The 19,087-nt window shown below is 32.9% G+C and carries 16 protein-coding genes and 1 riboswitch; of the genes, 8 read left to right on the top strand and 8 right to left on the bottom strand.

The window, feature by feature from the left end:
* Nucleotides 1-21: 21 nt before the first annotated feature.
* A riboswitch (SAM riboswitch) is annotated at nt 22-129 on the bottom strand.
* Between the two features lie 328 nt (nt 130-457).
* Both metK and M0D21_RS11995 read left to right on the top strand, forming a co-directional pair.
* A complete protein-coding gene (metK, locus tag M0D21_RS11990; protein ID WP_248329782.1) occupies nt 458-1,714 on the top strand; it encodes a methionine adenosyltransferase in 1,257 nt (418 codons plus the stop codon).
* Nucleotides 1,715-1,958: 244 nt separating this feature from the next.
* Nucleotides 1,959-2,336, top strand: coding sequence for a hypothetical protein (locus tag M0D21_RS11995; protein ID WP_248329784.1), 378 nt, complete (start codon nt 1,959-1,961; stop codon nt 2,334-2,336).
* An 81-nt stretch (nt 2,337-2,417) separates the two neighbouring features.
* Here M0D21_RS11995 and M0D21_RS12000 read toward each other — a convergent pair whose 3' ends face one another.
* The 6 genes from M0D21_RS12000 to M0D21_RS12025 all read right to left on the bottom strand — a co-directional run bounded on the left by M0D21_RS12000 (nt 2,418) and on the right by M0D21_RS12025 (nt 10,038).
* Nucleotides 2,418-2,840: a DoxX family protein gene (locus M0D21_RS12000; RefSeq protein ID WP_248329786.1), complete on the bottom strand. Its 423-nt coding sequence runs from the start codon at nt 2,838-2,840 to the stop codon at nt 2,418-2,420.
* Nucleotides 2,841-2,940: 100 nt separating this feature from the next.
* The gene (locus tag M0D21_RS12005) at nt 2,941-4,125 is read right to left on the bottom strand and encodes a heparan-alpha-glucosaminide N-acetyltransferase domain-containing protein (RefSeq protein ID WP_248329788.1); all 1,185 of its coding nucleotides are present in this window, start codon (nt 4,123-4,125) and stop codon (nt 2,941-2,943) included.
* Nucleotides 4,126-4,306: 181 nt separating this feature from the next.
* On the bottom strand, nt 4,307-7,030 hold the full coding sequence (locus tag M0D21_RS12010) for a TonB-dependent receptor (RefSeq protein WP_248329791.1): 2,724 nt from the start codon (nt 7,028-7,030) through the stop codon (nt 4,307-4,309).
* A gap of 54 nt (nt 7,031-7,084) precedes the next feature.
* Nucleotides 7,085-7,960, bottom strand: coding sequence for a GLPGLI family protein (locus M0D21_RS12015; RefSeq protein WP_248329793.1), 876 nt, complete (start codon nt 7,958-7,960; stop codon nt 7,085-7,087).
* Between the two features lie 84 nt (nt 7,961-8,044).
* Nucleotides 8,045-9,211 carry an aspartyl protease family protein gene (locus M0D21_RS12020; RefSeq protein WP_248329795.1) on the bottom strand — a complete coding sequence of 389 codons (1,167 nt, stop codon included), beginning with the start codon at nt 9,209-9,211 and terminating at the stop codon, nt 8,045-8,047.
* Nucleotides 9,212-9,231: 20 nt separating this feature from the next.
* On the bottom strand, nt 9,232-10,038 hold the full coding sequence (locus tag M0D21_RS12025; protein ID WP_248329797.1) for a GLPGLI family protein: 807 nt from the start codon (nt 10,036-10,038) through the stop codon (nt 9,232-9,234).
* A gap of 142 nt (nt 10,039-10,180) precedes the next feature.
* Here M0D21_RS12025 and M0D21_RS12030 point away from each other — a divergent pair, with 142 nt between their 5' ends.
* Together M0D21_RS12030 and M0D21_RS12035 are read left to right on the top strand one after the other, a co-directional pair.
* Nucleotides 10,181-11,710, top strand: coding sequence for a sensor histidine kinase (locus M0D21_RS12030; RefSeq protein WP_248329798.1), 1,530 nt, complete (start codon nt 10,181-10,183; stop codon nt 11,708-11,710).
* Nucleotides 11,703-12,386 carry a response regulator transcription factor gene (locus M0D21_RS12035; RefSeq protein ID WP_248329800.1) on the top strand — a complete coding sequence of 228 codons (684 nt, stop codon included), beginning with the start codon at nt 11,703-11,705 and terminating at the stop codon, nt 12,384-12,386. Before M0D21_RS12030 ends, M0D21_RS12035 begins: the two co-directional genes overlap by 8 nt.
* Here M0D21_RS12035 and M0D21_RS12040 read toward each other — a convergent pair.
* Nucleotides 12,375-12,899, bottom strand: a complete 525-nt coding sequence (locus M0D21_RS12040) for a DUF302 domain-containing protein (protein ID WP_248329802.1) — start codon at nt 12,897-12,899, stop codon at nt 12,375-12,377. The two genes, M0D21_RS12035 and M0D21_RS12040, sit on opposite strands and share 12 nt — an antisense overlap.
* 242 nt (nt 12,900-13,141) lie before the next feature.
* Between M0D21_RS12040 and M0D21_RS12045 the strand changes: the two genes are divergently transcribed.
* Nucleotides 13,142-13,756, top strand: coding sequence for a deoxynucleoside kinase (locus M0D21_RS12045; protein WP_248329805.1), 615 nt, complete (start codon nt 13,142-13,144; stop codon nt 13,754-13,756).
* A 20-nt stretch (nt 13,757-13,776) separates the two neighbouring features.
* Entirely contained in the window at nt 13,777-14,433 is a 657-nt protein-coding gene (locus M0D21_RS12050) for a DUF2461 domain-containing protein (protein WP_248329806.1), read from the top strand.
* A gap of 28 nt (nt 14,434-14,461) precedes the next feature.
* On the opposite strand, the gene M0D21_RS12055 is transcribed toward M0D21_RS12050, so the two are convergent.
* Nucleotides 14,462-15,709 (bottom strand): 3-deoxy-D-manno-octulosonic acid transferase, encoded by a 1,248-nt coding sequence (locus M0D21_RS12055; RefSeq protein ID WP_248329808.1) that lies wholly within the window; start codon nt 15,707-15,709, stop codon nt 14,462-14,464.
* 188 nt (nt 15,710-15,897) lie between these two features.
* On the opposite strand from M0D21_RS12055, the gene M0D21_RS12060 reads away from it, so the two are divergent.
* The gene (locus M0D21_RS12060) at nt 15,898-17,694 is read left to right on the top strand and encodes a T9SS type A sorting domain-containing protein (RefSeq protein WP_248329810.1); all 1,797 of its coding nucleotides are present in this window, start codon (nt 15,898-15,900) and stop codon (nt 17,692-17,694) included.
* Nucleotides 17,695-17,849: 155 nt separating this feature from the next.
* Entirely contained in the window at nt 17,850-19,019 is a 1,170-nt protein-coding gene (locus tag M0D21_RS12065; protein ID WP_248329812.1) for a DegT/DnrJ/EryC1/StrS family aminotransferase, read from the top strand.
* Nucleotides 19,020-19,087 lie beyond the last annotated feature (68 nt).

Genomic DNA, 19,087 nt, shown 5'->3' on the forward strand with positions numbered 1-19,087 from the left:
TACCGGATGAGTAATTATGTCGAGTTATCTTTTCCTGAATAATCAGGATAGAATTTAGCACCTTCTTTAACGATTAAAGGGTTGCTAAGGTTTCACAGGGTCTATTCCCTCCACCTTTCTTAATAACTTACTAAAAATGTATAAGAAACTTTGGAACAAAGCTAGTAATATTTTTTAAACTGTAACAAACTACACACAAAAAATATATACTTTGGAAAAATACTCTTGAAAAAGCTCATAAATTTATTGATGAATTAATGATACGTTAAATACTTTTGGATATTATCATTTTTTTTACCTTTGCCGAAATATTTTCAGGGAGAGATTTGGCTGATTGCAACCCATAATACAATACATGACGTATTAAAAATGCTAAAGCAGTTCGGTAATATTTAGTTTGACCGAAAGGTTCGTATCGCAATTTCGTCTTATCCCACTGACAAAACAACAAAAAAGAATGGCATATTTATTTACTTCGGAAAGTGTATCTGAAGGACATCCAGATAAAGTAGCAGATCAAATAAGTGACGCTTTATTAGATAATTTTTTAGCTTTTGATCCAGATTCAAAAGTTGCTTGTGAAACACTAGTTACTACAGGTCAGGTTGTTCTTGCTGGAGAAGTGAAATCTAAAACATATTTAGACGTTCAGCACATCGCCAGAGATGTAATTAATAAAATTGGGTACACCAAAGGTGCCTATCAGTTTAGTGGTGATTCATGTGGTGTTATCTCGCTAATACATGAACAATCCCAGGATATCAATCAAGGTGTAGATCGCGAAACTAAGGAAGAGCAAGGTGCTGGTGACCAAGGGATGATGTTTGGTTATGCTTCTAAAGAAACATCAAACTACATGCCTCTAGCTCTAGATATATCCCATAAAATATTAATAGAGCTTGCGAAACTAAGACGAGAAGGAAAAGAAATTCCATATCTTCGTCCAGATTCTAAAAGCCAGGTTACTATAGAATATAGCGACGATAATATACCGCAACGCATTGTTGCTATTGTGGTTTCTACCCAACATGATGATTTTGATGCAAATGACGATACCATGTTGGCCAAAATCAAGAGTGATATTATTTCTATCTTGATGCCAAGAGTTATTGCTCAATTACCAGATTATGTTCAGAAATTGTTTAATGATAAAATCACTTATCATATCAATCCAACCGGTAAATTTGTAATTGGTGGACCGCATGGAGATACTGGACTTACTGGAAGAAAAATTATCGTTGACACCTATGGTGGAAAAGGAGCTCATGGAGGTGGTGCTTTTTCTGGAAAAGATCCAAGTAAAGTAGATCGATCTGCGGCGTACGCTTCTAGACATATTGCCAAAAACCTTGTTGCCGCAGGAATTGCAAACGAAGTACTAGTACAGGTGTCATATGCTATTGGAGTGGTGGAACCTACATCTATTTTTGTAGATACCTACGGAAGTAGCAAATTAGGGTTAACTGATGGTGAAATCGCTGAAAAAGTTGGGCAAATTTTTGATATGCGCCCTGCCGCTATTGAGGACCGCCTTAAATTAAGAAATCCTATTTATCAAGAAACTGCTGCTTACGGCCACATGGGTAAAGAACCTAAGATCGTTAAAAAGGTCTTTAACAGCCCTTATTCTGGCAATATCGAAAAAGAAGTTGAGTTATTCACATGGGAAAAACTAGACTATGTAGATGCCGTAAAAGCAGCTTTCAATATATAGTTTCATCTATAATAATAGCCCTTTATCGAATTTAACCTTTTTCCTAGAAAAAATGAGGTTTTTCCGTATTCAGAACTCAAGGAATATACCTATTTTTGCGTAGTGATATTAAAGTATCATTTCTGGGGAAAATTTTTGAATTGGTTATTATAATTTTTGTGTCGTAGCATTCACTACATAAGACAAAAATTAATATATACAACACACTAATTTGATTTGATACTAAAATTTAAAATTTAGGGAAATGAAATTAAAGCTTATTATAGCAATTATTGCGTTAGGTGCGTTTGGAACCTCATATGGACAAACATACAAAACCAACTTATCTTCTGTAGAAACCATAGATAATCAAATTCAAGATGAATCTTATAGTTCAGAAGTACCTGTAGCAGACAGGTTATTGATAACTGCTCCTATTGAGAATATTTCAAAAAGTGATAAACAATTCTTTAGTAGAAAGGAATGGAGAAAAATTAAGAAACAACTTCAAAAAAATAAGAAAAGAATTTTAAGTGAAGCTAACAGTATCCATTCTTATAAAGTAGTTGACACTATTTATTTAGATGTTCCTACTAATACAAAAGAATCAAAACAATCGAGACTATCAGGATCTGATTGGTAATAGATAAAAGACTAATACTTACAAAAACCCCATTTATTCCAAATAAATGGGGTTTTTGTATTTAAAACAATACGCGATACACTACTGTTGCATTTTTAGATAGTAATCTGTTGAGTGTTTTCCCGAACCATAAAACAAAAAGAAAATACAAATTAACAGTATTACACTAGCGGTAATTAGGTTTGCAACATTCATCTCACCTATAAAATTAATTGCTACAGCTCCTATTAATAAAGGCAACTGAGCCATAATCGACCATCTAGTTAATAATCCAAATGCTATTAGCACTCCTCCTATAAGATGAGCTGGAGCTACATAATGTACTACAACCATGGCTCCGGCAAGATTTTGCACGGGCTTGATTAAGTCTACTAGAATCTGAGTATTACTTATAAAATTTATGCCTTTTATAAACAAAAATACTCCCAGAGCGATTCTTATAAGGTCTATTGGATAATACGAATGCGCATTTGCCCATTTGTTTAAAGATTTTATGGTTATCATGACAAAAAATATATTGATTAGACCAATATAAGATACTGATTTTTAGATCAATAAAAAAGAAAAAAGCATATTAAGCCATGTAATTAATAAGTCTTTACAATTACCGTTTTATAAATTTAATAAGCCTATATTTTTGAACAATGCTATTTTTAAGAGCCGAAAAAAGTTCCTGAAAATTAATATTAATTGCTTTACTACTGTTCTCGAACATAACATTTAACCTCAGTTTTAGGTAATCTTCATGTTTGAAATAGTTCAAAACCAAAGCGCAAATACCGATCACAAATAATACTGCGCCAATAATTACTTCGATGGGTGATAAATCATGATAAAAAAACCTGGAGAGACCTAAACCAAACCAGCTTCCATAAAGAATAAAGAAATGAATAATATATATAGAAAGTGTTTTTCCTCCGATCTTTGTAATCATAGAATGATTGAGGTAATTTTTAAGTAAGATAAAAATCGAGAACAGTACAAATACATTACCTAATCTTATAAATAAAAAGTTATTGTACGCTACAGATTTAAAAACTTCAATTCCTGTAGACCCATATAGAAACATCAAAAAACTAGAAGAATAGAATATTAGAAGTAATCCAATACTTAAGAAAGCTATTATAGCAAAATCATAAAACGATTTATATTTCCCATATTTTAGGAAAACAGTAGCCATAAAACTTCCAAAACAAACATATCCAAACCAAGGAAACAATGTAAAAATTGATCCATTTCGATTGGTAAAATAATTTGATATAGTTTGGGGTAAAAATTCTAACGCAAGATCATTGTAAATAGGTTGTAGAAGAAAAATAACTACACCAAAAGACAAAGTAAGGTATTGAAACAGTTTTTTACTATAGCTATATGAAATCAAATACAAACCTATAAGCAACAACAAAGAAGTTCCTATGCATTGCAATACATCTACGTAGAAAAAAGATGTATTCAAAGTACCTCTAAAAACAGCAAAAAAGCTAATTCGCAGAAGGTAACCCCAAAAAATTACTTTAACCGCTCTTTTAATCCCCTTTAAAACTCTTGGGTTTTCTATACCACTAACTTTTTGTTTCAGTAACAAAAAGGTAAAAATGAAACCGGTAATTGTAAAGAAAGTAGGAGCAGTCATTCCTCTGAAATACTCCCAGCAGCTAAAAGCTAAATTACTTCGATCTCTGAATTCGTCTCCTAAAAGAGCATGTACAAAATGCCCTTGTAGCATCATAATAATAGCAAATGCACGAATAGCATCGAGAAAATGCAATCGATTTGTCGATTTAGTCATGGTTGAGGTCTTTGGTTAGTTTGTTTTGCCTCAAAACGAGTTTTAAGGCGTAATATTGCTTAAAAAAAGCGCAAATCTAGTCATTTTTATTGGTTTTAATACTGATTACTAAGCATTTAATAATTCACAAGTTTAAAGCCGAAAGAATTTTCTGGCTTTAATATGCATGAAACCAAAGCAGTTACAAATTGTATTTTATACTCAATATCCAGTATCGTGGTTGTACCATATAACTCGAAGTACTACTAGACAACTCATTAAAACTATCTCTATTTATACTTTTGGTATCTAAAAGATTTGTTACCGAAATTTTATATTCCCACTTGCTATCTGGCTTCTGGTAAAACAAATCAGCATCCCAAAAACTATATTCATTCAAGGTAGTTTCTGTATCTCGATAGTTGTAATAACTATATGATGATTTAAGCAGAAAACCTTTGGCAAAAGACCAATCTAATCGTGCAAATGGCCTACTAGTATAAAAAGTAGTTTCTGCCCCATTATTGTCATAATCATTGATGGTAATACTATACCCTAAATCAAAATTAGGTCCTTTCTTAAAATTTGTTGACCACTCGGTACTATATATCTGAGAAAAACTTACACTTTCACTTGGCAACGTATTTACAATATTATTAAAACTAGACCAGCTAATGTTAGCATTTAAACTTGCTTTAATTTTTCCAAAACTTCTGCTAAAACTACCAAAACCACTAAAAATTTGATCTGCAAGATCAGAATTAACAGGAGTCTCTACTCTATTAATACCTGAGAACACACTATTATTTTTTATTGGATTACGCCTATTACTATAACTTACATTGGCAAAAATATTGGTGTAATTAAACATATTAAAACTAAAATAGTTTAAGGAATAATTATCATACAGGGCATTGTCGAGGTTTCTATTTCCTCTGAAAAGTGAATTGTAATTATTAAACACATATCCTTGTGCTAACCTATTTACATCTGTATATTCTGCAGAAATAGAATAATTAAAACGTAGACTTTCGCTCTTTTTAAATTGAAGCAAGGCAAAAAAGTCTGGCAATACTTGCCACTCATTCTGTGTTAATGTAGTTCCTAATTGCTCATCTCTTAGATCGTAATTATGGATACTTACTCCGGGATTAAAAGTAAAAATCCCGGTAATAAATTTATAATGAACACTTGCAAAAACATCTCTAAAATTGTAAGTCACATCATTATTAAAGTCTTCATCATCAAAACTTACAGTATCATCATTCTCTAAAACTTGAAATATTTCTGAATCAAAATTTTGAGTACTCAATATAGAACCTACCGTAAAATTGAGATTACTTTTTTTATTCAGCACATAGTAATAATCTAGTTTAGCATCTATTTTATTTGTCTTTACCTGCTTATCTTGATTAATACTGTAACGGTCTGCTTCTTGTAAGGGTTCAAAAGTATCTGAAGCAGCATCATTAGGGTCATTAATTTGCGTAAACACCCCTCTAAAAGGAATTTCATCCCTAATTGCATTATAAAAAGGATCCTCATTTTGATACAAGTGCTGCACTTCTAATGAAAATATATTTTTTGTATTCAAGGTATAATATGCATTCACATTCTGTTGCACAGAAAAAGGAGTGTTTTCTAATCGTTCTTCAATATTTTCTGAGACATCTGGTCTTACTGATAAAAAATTGCCTGCTTCACGCTGATCTGACAATTTCCCAAATACGTCATAATCTATTCTGAAGTTGCTATTGGGCTTGTAGGTACCGCTTAATTTTAATAATCCCAATGTACTTTTCTGCTCTGTAACATCCGATGTTTCTTCAACCACATTATCTGTAGGATCAGGCGTATCATCTATGTACGTCCTTCTGGTATTGGTAACAAAATCAGTTTTGGTATCACTTATAATACCGTAGCCACTTATATCCAAAGTTTTGCTTGCGGTAAGATTAAAGTTTACCGCACCAAACTTAGTATTAATCTCATTTGCTCTATTATTCTGTAAAGTAGCAAAAGCTAGATCATCAGAAGAAACATTAAAGGTAGTGCCTCCTCTTCCTAAATTTCTGAAACCTCCTGTAAAGTTGAAATAATCTCTTCTGGTAAAAGGCACTTCTCCTATATCATTAAAATCTGTAATTATATTTAGACTATATTTTGGGCTATAATAGAACAACTTCGGTTTTACAATGTAGCGTTCTGTTTCTCCTACTCCTGCGCCCGCAAGAACATCTCCAAACCAAAAATCCTTTTTCCCTTCTTTCAACTTAATATTAATCGCAACCTGATCATCTGAATTTCTCAATCCTCTCATTTGGTCAACATCGTCGTAGTTCCTCAATACTTCAACCTTATCGAGAGCATCGGCAGGTATATTTTTGGTTGCAAGCTTAGAGTCTCCATCAAAAAAATCCTTACCCTCTACCATGACTTTAGAAACCGTTTTACCCTCTACTTCAATCTCTCCGTCTTCATTCACTTCTACTCCTGGAAGTTTCTCAAGTACATCTCCTAACTTCTTCTCTGTACCTGAAGTAAAAGAATCTGTATTATACACCAAGGTATCCCCTTTTACAACTACTGGCATTTCATATACCAACTCTACTTCATCTAAGCTATTTTCATCAGGTTTCATTTCAAAATCAACAGTCACATCTTGTGTCTCGATTTCAATAGATTTTGCCTTAGAGGAAAAACCAATAAAACTAACACGTAAAACATATGTATCATTTTGAGGTATATTAATTTTATATCTACCTTGATTATTGGTAATCCCATAAGCAATCATCGCATCTGTATTTTTTTTATACGCAATAACATTTGCCATTTCTAAAGGACTTCCAATTGAATCTTTTACTACCCCTGAGATTTGTACTTTTTGAGCATTAGCTTCCAGTGCTACTCCAATTAAGAATAGCATAATAACTATATTTTTAAACATGTTAGATTTTCTTTTTTTTAAGAAATAAATACTTTAGTTTCTTCCTCTTCTTCCAAAACCGCCTCCTCTTTGAGAACTGAATTGGTTTATCATTTCCGCAATTTTCTTTTGAGTAATAGCGTTGTATTCTGCTTGAGAAAGTTCCTTTCCTTTTTTAGGTTTCCTTATAGATTGAGAATCATTATTATTTAGAGTAATTTTATTGCACAAAATAACGGTTCTTCCCTCCTGCACCTCTAATATTAATCCTGGCAAACCCCAATAACGACTTGGACCTGTACTCACAGGTATTTCTGGAGTATACCAAGCTACCACTTGAATTTCTTTAGGCAGTTCATCTAAAGGTTTTTGTATGGTTTCTACCTCTTGACCAGAAGCATTTTTTTCTCGCATTTGCCTAGCTTTTCTTCTCATGCTCCGTAAATCCATAACCTCATCAACTTTCATTGTAGTTACCGCTTTAAAACAAGTGTAATTACCTATTTTCTTAGTTTCATTTTGGAGTTCCCAATTTATTTCTGGCAGAGCATCTACAATCAGAAAATTTTTACCATAGAATTCTCGTTGATCATAATACACTTTCTCGACATTATCTTTATAGTAATTATTAGAATTAAACCCAGATATCATCGCACGCCATCGACCACCTCTCGGATCTGAGTTGGTTTCTAACTTAGCTTCCTCTGTATAAAGGGAAACATTTTTACTAAAAGTAAGTGTAAATGAACGTTCTGAAGCTGATTTCATCCTTTCTGTAATCATTCTCTTTTGATCTTCAGACAACTCCCGATTACCAAAATTTGCATCTATCTGAGTTTTACTGAAATAATTGGCCTTTCCTTGAAATTGCTGTGCTGTAGTGACAAAACCAGTTAACAACACACATAAATAAACGATACGTTTTTTCATTGTGAGTAGATTTTAAATCACTAGGACTTTCAAAATCTATCTAGGTTTAACCAAAAAAGGTTAATTAATTCATAAAACTTAGGATTACAACAAACGCTTCAAGAGAATCACGATTTCTTTCTCCTTTTCTGTAGCTTTCTTTTTTATTTTCAAGGATACTTTTTGCTGATCTTTTCTAAGGTGGTTCCTCCAAACATTGAGTTCTTTTCCGTCATAATTATTAACAGATAGCAACTCATCTCCTTCTCTTATCCCTTTTTCAAACGCTTCACTATTTTCTATCACATGGCTAACCATTACTCTTTGCCCAACTAGCTTTATACTTAACCCGCTCATTGGAAAATCGAAAGAATCCTTAAAAGTAGCATTGGGTTTGAAATACCAGATCTTGTTCTGATAATCTAATACCATATCAAAACGATTGATAATTTTTGCACCTAAAATTCCATCATATGCACTTGATCCAGAAACTCCTGTTTTCGTTTCAGAAATATCGATAGGTAAATCAAAAAAGTTGAAATTCTTTACGCTCAATTTTTGAGCCGATCCTTTGGTAAAAGATGATGTTTTGGTAAGCCCTCTGGCTTTGGCTGTAATAGTTTTACCTGTCCTACTTTTCAACTTTTTATGTTTTGCAAATGGCGTATTAAAAGCTATAGTAAGGTTTGCCCCACTATCAAATAAAAAACTCCCTTTTTCTTTGGAACCATCATTAAGAACAAAACTCACATCTACCTGAGGAATTGGCCCTCCTTTGAATTGTAATGGTAATTGAGAATACGTGTTAAGATCTTCTATTCCCTGATTTGTTTGATGCAAAGAAATGGTCTTTGTCTTAAAATTAAATTGTGTGATAAATTTCCTTAGAACATCATACCCAATAATTCCATCAAGTCTTGTGCCTGATCTTTGCGAAAGCTCTTTCAAGTCTACTAAAACCAAGTTTATATTTTGAAACTTGATATTTTCGATACTCAACGTTTGATTGGTTGCTATTTCATATACTTCAGATCCATTTGCTCCCCTTGTACTCTGGCTATAGTTTGATTGTATCCCTAACTTTTTTGCAATATTACTATCCAAAACTGCTGTTGATGCACCGGTATCGAAAACAAAATGTAGCGATTCTTTTACATCATTTACCTTAACTTTGATAAAAACCAGCTCGTTTTCTTCAAAAGGTATTGTAGCCACTTGAGCATGCAGATAAGTACTAAGACTTATCATTATCAAAACTAATAACTTGTTCATTTTTTGATTGATTTTGATGATTATCCTCGAACTCTTATCTGAAAGCTATTCTCATCTCTTCTAGGCATTCTATCTCTCATCTCTTTTACTTTCTTTTGCATAATTTCTTCATATTTTTCCTCATTTACAATTTTACCCTTTACAGGTTCTGTAATTTCTATTTTTTTCTTTGGGTTAAGCACTATCTTACTGCAAAGTATACGCTGCGAGCCGTCGTTTGTTTCTAATATTAGTCCAGGTAAACCCCAATAATTTTCTGGTCCATTACCAATAGGTATCTCCAGAGTGTACCATGCAGTAATCGTAATCTCTCGTTCTTCAGGTTCTTCTTCTGTCGTTTCTTCGTTTAAAGGGGCGAAATCTCTTACTGTTCTTTTCGCTTCGGCTTTAAAGCAGACATAATTTCCGATTTTCTTAGTTTCATTTATCAATTCCCAATCAAACTTATTTAATTGATCTTTTACCAAAAAAGTTTTTCCCATCATATCTCTCTTACTAGAAAATCTTTCCTCTTTAATATTTTTATACAATTCATCAGCTTCACCACCTCCCAACATGATCACCTGCATTCCAGCAGGTTGTGGAGCTTTTAAACTAGCTTCTTCCTTATAGATAGATTCTGAGGTATTAAAACGCAAGGTAAATTCTTTCTGAAATTGTTTTCGCATCATTTCATGCAACTGTTTTTGCATTTCAGAACTCACTTTGGTACTATCCATTCTAAAATCCATTTTTCTATCAGTTTTATAGGTTACAACCCCATTGAAATTCTGAGCTGATAGTAGTTGAGCTGCTAGCAACATGATTAGTACTATAATTCGTGTCATGATTAATTTATTTTATAAGATTACGGTATTTGTTTTTTGTACATCACAAAGATGCCAACCTAAAACCAACATTACCGTTAACCAGTGTTAACGAGTGTTAACCGGTTGTTTTTATATCATTTACATATAGTACATTTGATATATGCAAAAGAACCGCTATAAAAATATATTGTACTTTATTACTGCTGTAATCGCAATTACACTGATGATTCAGGTATATTGGAATTTCAAAAACTATCAGACGGGCAAACAACAACTTATAAATGAAGTGCAAATAAGTCTGGATAACGCCATAGACCAATACTACGAGGAGCTAGCAAAAAACCAAACTATTAGGTTTGCTTCTCGAACTAAGGATATTAAGTTTGTCCCCGGCAGTTCTGTATTTAAAGAGTTTTTTACTCAGATTGATACTAGTGATACCCCCATAGATATTAGGCTACTAACCAAAAAGAACAAAGATTCTTTTCTTGCATATTCAGAATTTATAAAAACTTCGGACTCTACTAATACACAAATACATGTATTAAACAGAGACTCCTTACAAATTCGCATAAACAGAACTCCGTTTGAGCAACTTACTTCCAAAGTGATTGTTTCGATTAATCAAAATCAATTAAACTTAGAAAAAATAGACAGTTTATTACATCAAGAACTTACCCGAAAAAACGTAGCTATTCGTTATGGTATAAAATTCAAAGAATGTACAACACATTTTCAATGTTTAAACGAAGAGAGACATCATCATATTCATGATTCTATCACTTCTCGAATCAAAACATTAAATACTTCTTTGATTAACACCTCGTCATTAAGCACTATTTCAAAATCATCTTATCTGCCTCCAGGAAGTCAAATAGAGTTGTTTTTTTCGAATACTACCCTTACGATTTTAAAAAAGAACTTATTAGGTATTGTATTGTCATTTCTTCTGGTTGGCGCGGTAATTGGGTGTCTTCTATTTTTATTGAACATCATTAATCAACAAAAACAACTTGCCGAACTCAAAAATGACCTAATAAGCAACATCACACACGAGTTTAAAACCCCCATCGCTACTATTAGTGCCGCATTGGAAGGAATACAAAGTTTTAATGCTAATAACGACCCAGAAAAAACTCAAAAATATATTGAGATGTCATCCCATCAACTCAATAGGCTAAATACGATGGTTGAAAAAATATTGGAAACTGCAACGTTAGATGGAGAAGAACTACAGCTAAAAAAAGAGAAAATAGATGTGGTACAAATTCTTAAAACTTCTTTAGAAAAGTGTATGACTACGATTCCTGACAAAAAAAACATTACTCTCGAGACCAGCATTCAAAATATTTACAAGGAGTTGGATCTTTTTCATTTCGAAAATGCTATTAATAACATACTAGACAATGCTATTAAATATGGTGGAGATAATATACAGATTTCATTACATCAAAACAAAGCTGAGATTTCGATAGAGATCAAAGACGATGGCACTTCACTTACCAAAACACATAAAGAGAAGATTTTCGATAAATTTTATCGAGTTCCCAAAGGAAACACGCACGATATAAAAGGTTTTGGAATAGGATTATTTTATACTAAAACCATCATTGAAAAACATGGAGGTACTATTGCACTAATACTAGATAATAGTTCTACCAATTTTAAAGTAAACTTACCAAATGACTGAAACAATAGACATTATATTGGCTGAAGATGAGCCTGCTCTAGGTGTAATTATTAAGGAGAGTTTAGAAACCAGAAACTTCAGGGTTCATTTGGCAAAGGATGGAGAAGAAGCTTTTAAACTATATCAAAGTATCACTCCTAAACTTTTGGTTCTGGATGTTATGATGCCTAAAAAAGATGGATTTACATTAGCCAAAGAAATAAGATTAGAAGATGACACAGTTCCTATCATATTTTTAACAGCAAAATCACAAACTCAAGATGTCGTAGAAGGTTTTTCGATTGGCGGTAACGACTACCTAAAAAAACCTTTTAGCATGGAAGAACTAATTGTAAGAATTAATAATCTACTTGATAGAACCCAAATTCAGAAAAAGGCTGAAATAATTCCAATTGGAGCTTATACTTTTAATTTCCCTAAACAATTACTACAATTTAAAGAAGAAGAGTCTACCCTGCTAACACACAGAGAAGCTCATCTTCTTTTTCATCTTGTTAAAAATAAAAATCAGGTATTAGATCGATCCTTAATCCTTAAAAAGCTATGGGGTGATGATGATTTTTTTAACGGAAGGAGCATGGATGTTTTTATTACCAAACTCCGTAAAAAACTAAAGAAAGATGAATCTATCCAGATTATTAATGTGCGAGGGTACGGATACAAACTAGTCGTTTAACCCAGCCGCTGCATTGGTAATTTTATGCAAGGCACCCGTAATCTTTTGTAGCACTTCATCATTAGCCGTAATACCATGTCGTTGCTTTAAATACTCGGGATCATTATAAGAAACATTTACTGCTTTATCTTCTCCTTGCCATACCAAAATTTTCTGAGGAAGATCTAATCCTGTAGTTTGCGCATTTTGCATCAATGGAGTACCTAATTTGGGATTTCCAAACAATACAATACGTGTAGGGTGTAGTTTTAAATCTACCGAAGATGCATTATTCTGATGATCCAATTCTGCAATAATCTTTAAATTCGGGTTATTAGTAATGATTTCAATTAAAGAGGCATAAGTTTCATCGAAGCTTTTGTTACTTTTTTTGGTAATAATCCCTTCTAATGTTTTTAGTTCCATGTTTTTTTCTATTGTTGTTTGTTGCTCTTTAGACGTTTGATCAATCGCTTGATTACATGCAACACATATAAAAAGTAACAATAGATAATGGGTGAATTGATATCTCATAACAAAATGTCTTTTATCTAAAGATAACAGAAATCGAATAACAGATTGTTAATCCTTTGATAAAGGTGATAAGAGATTTTGTTTTCAAAGGTTCATATTTTAAATAAAATGCAACCAGATTATTTTTAAAAAACCGTCTTCACAATAAATTCTTTATTACATCGCTTTTATCTTACTTATAAAATCTATTATATTTACGCCATAACAAAGATTAACCGTTTCCCCAACAAAAATCATCTAACATGCATGTAGCAATAGCTGGAAACATTGGTGCCGGAAAAACAACATTAACTCGATTACTTGCTAAACATTACAAATGGGAAGCTCATTTTGAAGATGTATTAGAAAACCCATATTTGGAGGACTTTTACAACAAAATGGAACGTTGGTCTTTTAACCTTCAGATTTACTTTCTTAACAGTAGATTTAGGCAGATAGTAGATATTCGTGAAAGTGGTAAAGATATTATTCAGGATAGAACTATCTATGAAGATGCGTATATCTTTGCTCCTAACTTACATGCCATGGGATTAATGACCAACCGTGATTTTGAAAATTACAAATCATTATTTGATCTCATGGAAGGTGTTGTAGAGGGTCCTGATTTATTAATTTATCTGCGCAGCAGTATTCCTAATCTAGTAGCTCAAATACACAAACGTGGTCGAGAATATGAAAATACAATTAGTATTGATTATTTAAGTAGACTTAACGAACGTTATGAAGCTTGGGCGCATGATTATGACAAAGGAAACCTATTAATTGTCGACGTAGATCACCTTAATTTCGTTGACAATCCGGAAGATCTAGGTAATATTATAAATCGAATTGATGCAGAGCTTAACGGTTTGTTTTAATACAAATCTCTTACTACACTATGGATTTTCGGGTTTTATTTAAATTTCTGGAAGAATTACAAAGTAATAATCATAAGGAGTGGATGGATGCAAACAGAAAGCACTATCAAACCTTAAGAAATGATTTTATTACCTGGCTAGATGGTCTCGATAACAGATTAGCCAAAATTGATCCAGAGTATTATTCGACTCCTGGTAAAAAAGGCATAAATCGTATCAACAACAATCTCCTTTTTCATCCTAACAAACCCGTGTATAAAGATCATTTTGGAGCGGGGTTAGACCAAAAAACAAAGCAAGGAGATTTTTATATTGAAATAGGTATCTCAAAAGGTGTACTTGCAGGAGGATATTGGAGACCTGATAATAAGGTATTACATAGTATTCGAGATGCTATCGATTATGATGGAGAAAAGCTTGTTAAGATCATCAACAAAAAAAGTTTCAAAAACACATTTGGGAGTTTATACGCAGATGGCAATAAACTCAAGTCGGCTCCTAAAGGTTTTAGTGCCGATCATGAACATATAGATTTACTAAAACACAAGACTTTTGCTGTTATACATGAGTTAACTCAGGAAGAAATTCTTGAAAACGACTTTACCGATAAAATTATTGAAGTATATAAGGAAATGCTCCCTTTTAGAAGGTATTTGCGACAAGCCGTAACCGTCTAAAAACACTACTAAAGAAGGAGAACGAGGTTTATTTTTTTGCCATTTTGGTTTCTAAATACGCCACAATCATATTGGTAGCTCCAGTATTGCTATTTATAAAATGTCCTGCTATCATTCCTGTCTTCTCTCTAAACCTTTTATCATTCACAAGCTTTTTCATAATTATAGAAAACTCATCTTTGGAAGAAATAGCATATAACCCAGCTAATTTTTGAAGTTGCTTCGCTTCTCTAAACTTATCAAAATTCTTACCGATCACAATGGGAATACCAAAGGTTGCCGGCTCAAGAATATTATGCAATCCTGTAGATCCCATTGCTCCTCCAACATAAGCAATATCTGCATAACTATATACTCTGGACAAATACCCAATAGTATTCATAACAAAAACTTGTTGTTCTTTGAGCTTTACTCCTTTCTTTTTTGAATAAAGTACTGTGTTTTTATTGATTTTATTTTTTAAAGTATTTACACGATTATCTTTAATTTCGTGAGGAGCCACAATAAAACAAACCTCTTCGGGAGCATTATTAATGTAATCTATAAATACCTCTTCGTCTTCTGGCCAAGAACTTCCTATAACAATACACAATCTATTATTTATAAATTCGGAAATAAAATCTACATGATTATCCATCTCGATCTGATGACTAACCCTATCAAACCTAGTATCTCCACTTAAAGATACATTGGTAAAACCTCGTTTTTCGATCAAAGTCTTAGACACATTATCCTGCACAAAAAAGTGATCAATATTTTTTAAAGCTCTTCTCATAAAACCTCCATACCATTTAAAAAAAGCCTGATCTTCTCTAAAAGTTGTTGAGATAAACACAATAGGAATTTTATTCGATTTTAAGACCTTTAAAAAGTTCGGCCAAAATTCATACTTTACAAATACTGCTAATTTGGGTTGTACATGTTGAATAAATCTTTTTGCATTGGCAGGTGTATCTATTGGCAAGTACACGATAACATCTGCCAGTGTACTGTTTTTTTTAATCTCATATCCAGATGGCGAGAAGAAAGTGACTAACAACTTATATTCTGGATATTTTTTCTTTAACTCCTCCATAACGGGAACTCCCTGCTCGTATTCTCCCAACGAAGCACAATGAAACCATATAACCTGTTCATTTTCAGATACCTTACTTTTCAATTTTGAAAACGTCTCTTTTCTTCCACGAGCAAATAATTTGAGCTTATTACTAAATAAACCTACTACCGGAAGTAACCCATTGAACACTGATATCAAGAAATTATATACTATTCCCAAGAATTATGTTTTTAAAGAAGTGCTAAAATACAGCTCTTTCCCATAAAACACTACTTAAAATAACAAAACTGCCCTGTACGACAAAAATGACAATTATCTAATATTTTAATTTATTATTTATACTATTTACACAATAATTATTAAAAAATTATTAATTTAATAATTTAAAACCCACAAACTCATCAACTATGAAATTAAAAACTACTTTAATTGCACTATTTTCTTGTGCACTTTTATTTTCTCAAAACTTTGCCGAAGTTCAACTTCCAACTCCAGATAAATTAAGTCCATTGTTCATTGGCCCTCTAGTTAAGTCTACCATTCATTATGGGGTAACTCCTCCTAATTACAATGGCAAGGTAATTATATTTAATCATGGGTATATCGACCTCAACCAAGGTCAATTTTTGTTTGACAATTCATTTTACCAGGACACATATAATGAAGGATACCAAGCTATTTTTGTAGCTACTACCCGCGGAAAAGGAATATGGATTAATGGAGAGTTACTTGCAGAAGCTATAGATATTGTTACCCAAAAATACAATGTGGCTCAAGTCTATCTTGTGGGACATAGTAATGGTGGTAAAGCTTCTGAAGCTGCTATGTTTCAATTTGGCAAAAAAGACAAGGTAACCAGAGCTTTTGCATTAGGCACACCGTTTTGGGGTACATATCTGGCAGACATTTCTCAAATGCCTTGGTTAAATTGGGCTTGGAGACTTACCGGATTGAACGAAGGAGCGCGAACCTCAACCACATATTATTGCAGAGATGTAGTAAGACCCATACTAGATAATCATCCCGATAATGAACCAGGTAAGTTTGTTGTGTTAGGAGCTTCTGGTTTTTATAAAGGATCTACTATTGCTGCACCTGCATTTTTGCTTACAGGAGGCATTCTACTCCCAGTACAGGGTGCGAATGACGGTGTCGCTCCATATAACAGCACTTTGCGTCCAGGAGCAGAGTATGTATTTAGTAAAAATGATTCAAGAGCAATTTTTGATCATCTAGATGTTGGACTCGGGCAATTTAGTTGGCCATATGTTAAATCTTATATCGAAAATAAAAATCATAAAAGTATTGTTTCCAACATAAACGAAAAACATCCTACTAGAATAGAAAGTAACTATTACATTATTCATTCAGAAAATGAATATGACAAAATCAATTTGGACAAAGGTTCAAAATTTGCAGTAGCCGAGATACTTCATGAAGACTCTGAAGCTATTTTTAATAGCATTGATAAAAACGGAAAAAAAGTAATTCATAAAAATTACCATACTCAAAATCATAAAACGGTTATTCCCTTTTCTGAAGATCAAGTTTCTTTAAAGAGTAATTCAAAATTTGTAGCATTTATAAAACAAGATAATGGCATTAGGATGTCACTAGAGAGAATTTCTAACAAAAATAACACAATTCTCAAAGTAGATATTTACTCCAATCAAAAAGACATACAGCCCATAAAAAACACAGAAGTACGTGCTATACTTACTAAAACTTCAGAAATAGATGGAACTCCGACTCAAAATGAATCTAAAGTGGTTCTTTTCAAAAGAAATGGTAGTAGCTTCTACTACGACACCAAAAATCTTGAACATGGTGTATATAGTGCATTTATAAATTCAGAAAATAACACTGCATTTAGAAGGAGTATAATTTCTGGTTTTGTAGTGGGAGACATTCAAGAGGCCTTCGCATTGAATAGCAATAATGGTAGCTTAAAACCCATCAAAGAAAGTATAAGAATCATTCCGAATTCAGTTAAAAACAATGCAGTACTTAGCATTAATACTGAATTGGCTTCTAAACATATTAAGGCGACTATTTATGACATTACCGGAAGAAGCGTAAAGACTATATCACTAGATACCGCTGATAATGCTTATGATATTTCAGAACATGTGCAATCTTTAATTCCAGGTATTTATCTACTTAATGTCAACCATCAAAGCACAATAAAATTTGTAAAAGAATAGTATAAAAATTGTTTTTTAGGTAAGAGCGAGGTACTATCAATTGAAGTGCTTTGCTCTTTTTTTATTAGAAACCGTAAATATGGTTCAAAACTTAATTTAACATTGGCTATAGTATCTTTATTTTGTACTTTCGTGAGGTTACAATACACACTTACATGAAGAAAATACAAATGGTTGACTTAAAGGGTCAATATGAAGAAATTAAGGAACAAGTAGACTCATCTGTACTCAACGTTATAAATTCAACAGCCTTTATAAATGGACCTGAGGTTCATAGTTTTCAAAAAGAATTAGAGGATTACTTACAAGTTAAGCATGTGATCCCTTGCGCAAATGGAACAGACGCCCTACAAATCGCTATGATGGGGTTGGGTCTTGAACCTGGAGACGAAGTGATTACCGCAGACTTTACTTTTGCCGCTACTGTAGAAGTTATTGCATTATTAAAATTAACACCCGTGTTGGTAGATGTAGAACCAAACTCGTTTAATATTGATCCAGAAGCTATAAAAAAGGCTATTACCTCTAAAACCAAGGCGATTGTACCCGTTCATTTGTTTGGACAAAGCGCCAATATGGATGTGATCATGCAAATTGCCAAAGAGCATAATCTCTATGTGATAGAAGACAATGCACAGGGTATTGGTGCCAATTATAAATTTGCAAACGGGCAAGTTGCCAAAACAGGAGCGATAGGTCATGTTGCTTCTACCTCTTTTTTCCCTTCCAAAAATCTTGGATGCTATGGAGATGGTGGTGCAATTTTCACCAATGATGATGACTTGGCTCACACCATTCGCGGTGTTGTAAACCATGGAATGTATAAAAGATATCATCATGATGTAGTGGGTGTAAATTCTAGACTAGATTCTATTCAGGCTACAATTTTAAGGACAAAGCTACCTAAACTTGATGGATATAATACGGCAAGAAGAACTGCCGCTATAAAATACAACAAAGCATTTGCTGGTATCGAAAATATTATAACACCAAGAGTAAAAGGAAATGGATGTAATACAAACGAAAATACAGTTTGCGATAGTTGCGATTGCCATGTTTTTCATCAGTATACACTTCGTGTAGTAAACACAGATCGTGACGCATTGGTAAAACACCTTAATGATAATGGTATACCATGTGGTGTATATTACCCTATTCCTTTACATAGTCAAAAAGCATATCAGGATACAAGATATAATGAAGCCGATTTCCCAGTTACCAATCAACTGGTAAAAGAAGTTATTTCTTTACCAATGCATACCGAACTTGATGATGAGCAAATTGACTTTATCACAAAAACAGTTATTGATTTTGTAACTCAATAATCCACCTCCTATACTAGAAGTTAATGCAAAATCGCGTTAACTTCTAGCACCCAAAACTATTCCCTAAA

It is taken from the genome of Aquimarina acroporae (assembly GCF_023195925.1).
GTDB classification, from domain to species: Bacteria; Bacteroidota; Bacteroidia; order Flavobacteriales; family Flavobacteriaceae; genus Aquimarina; species Aquimarina acroporae.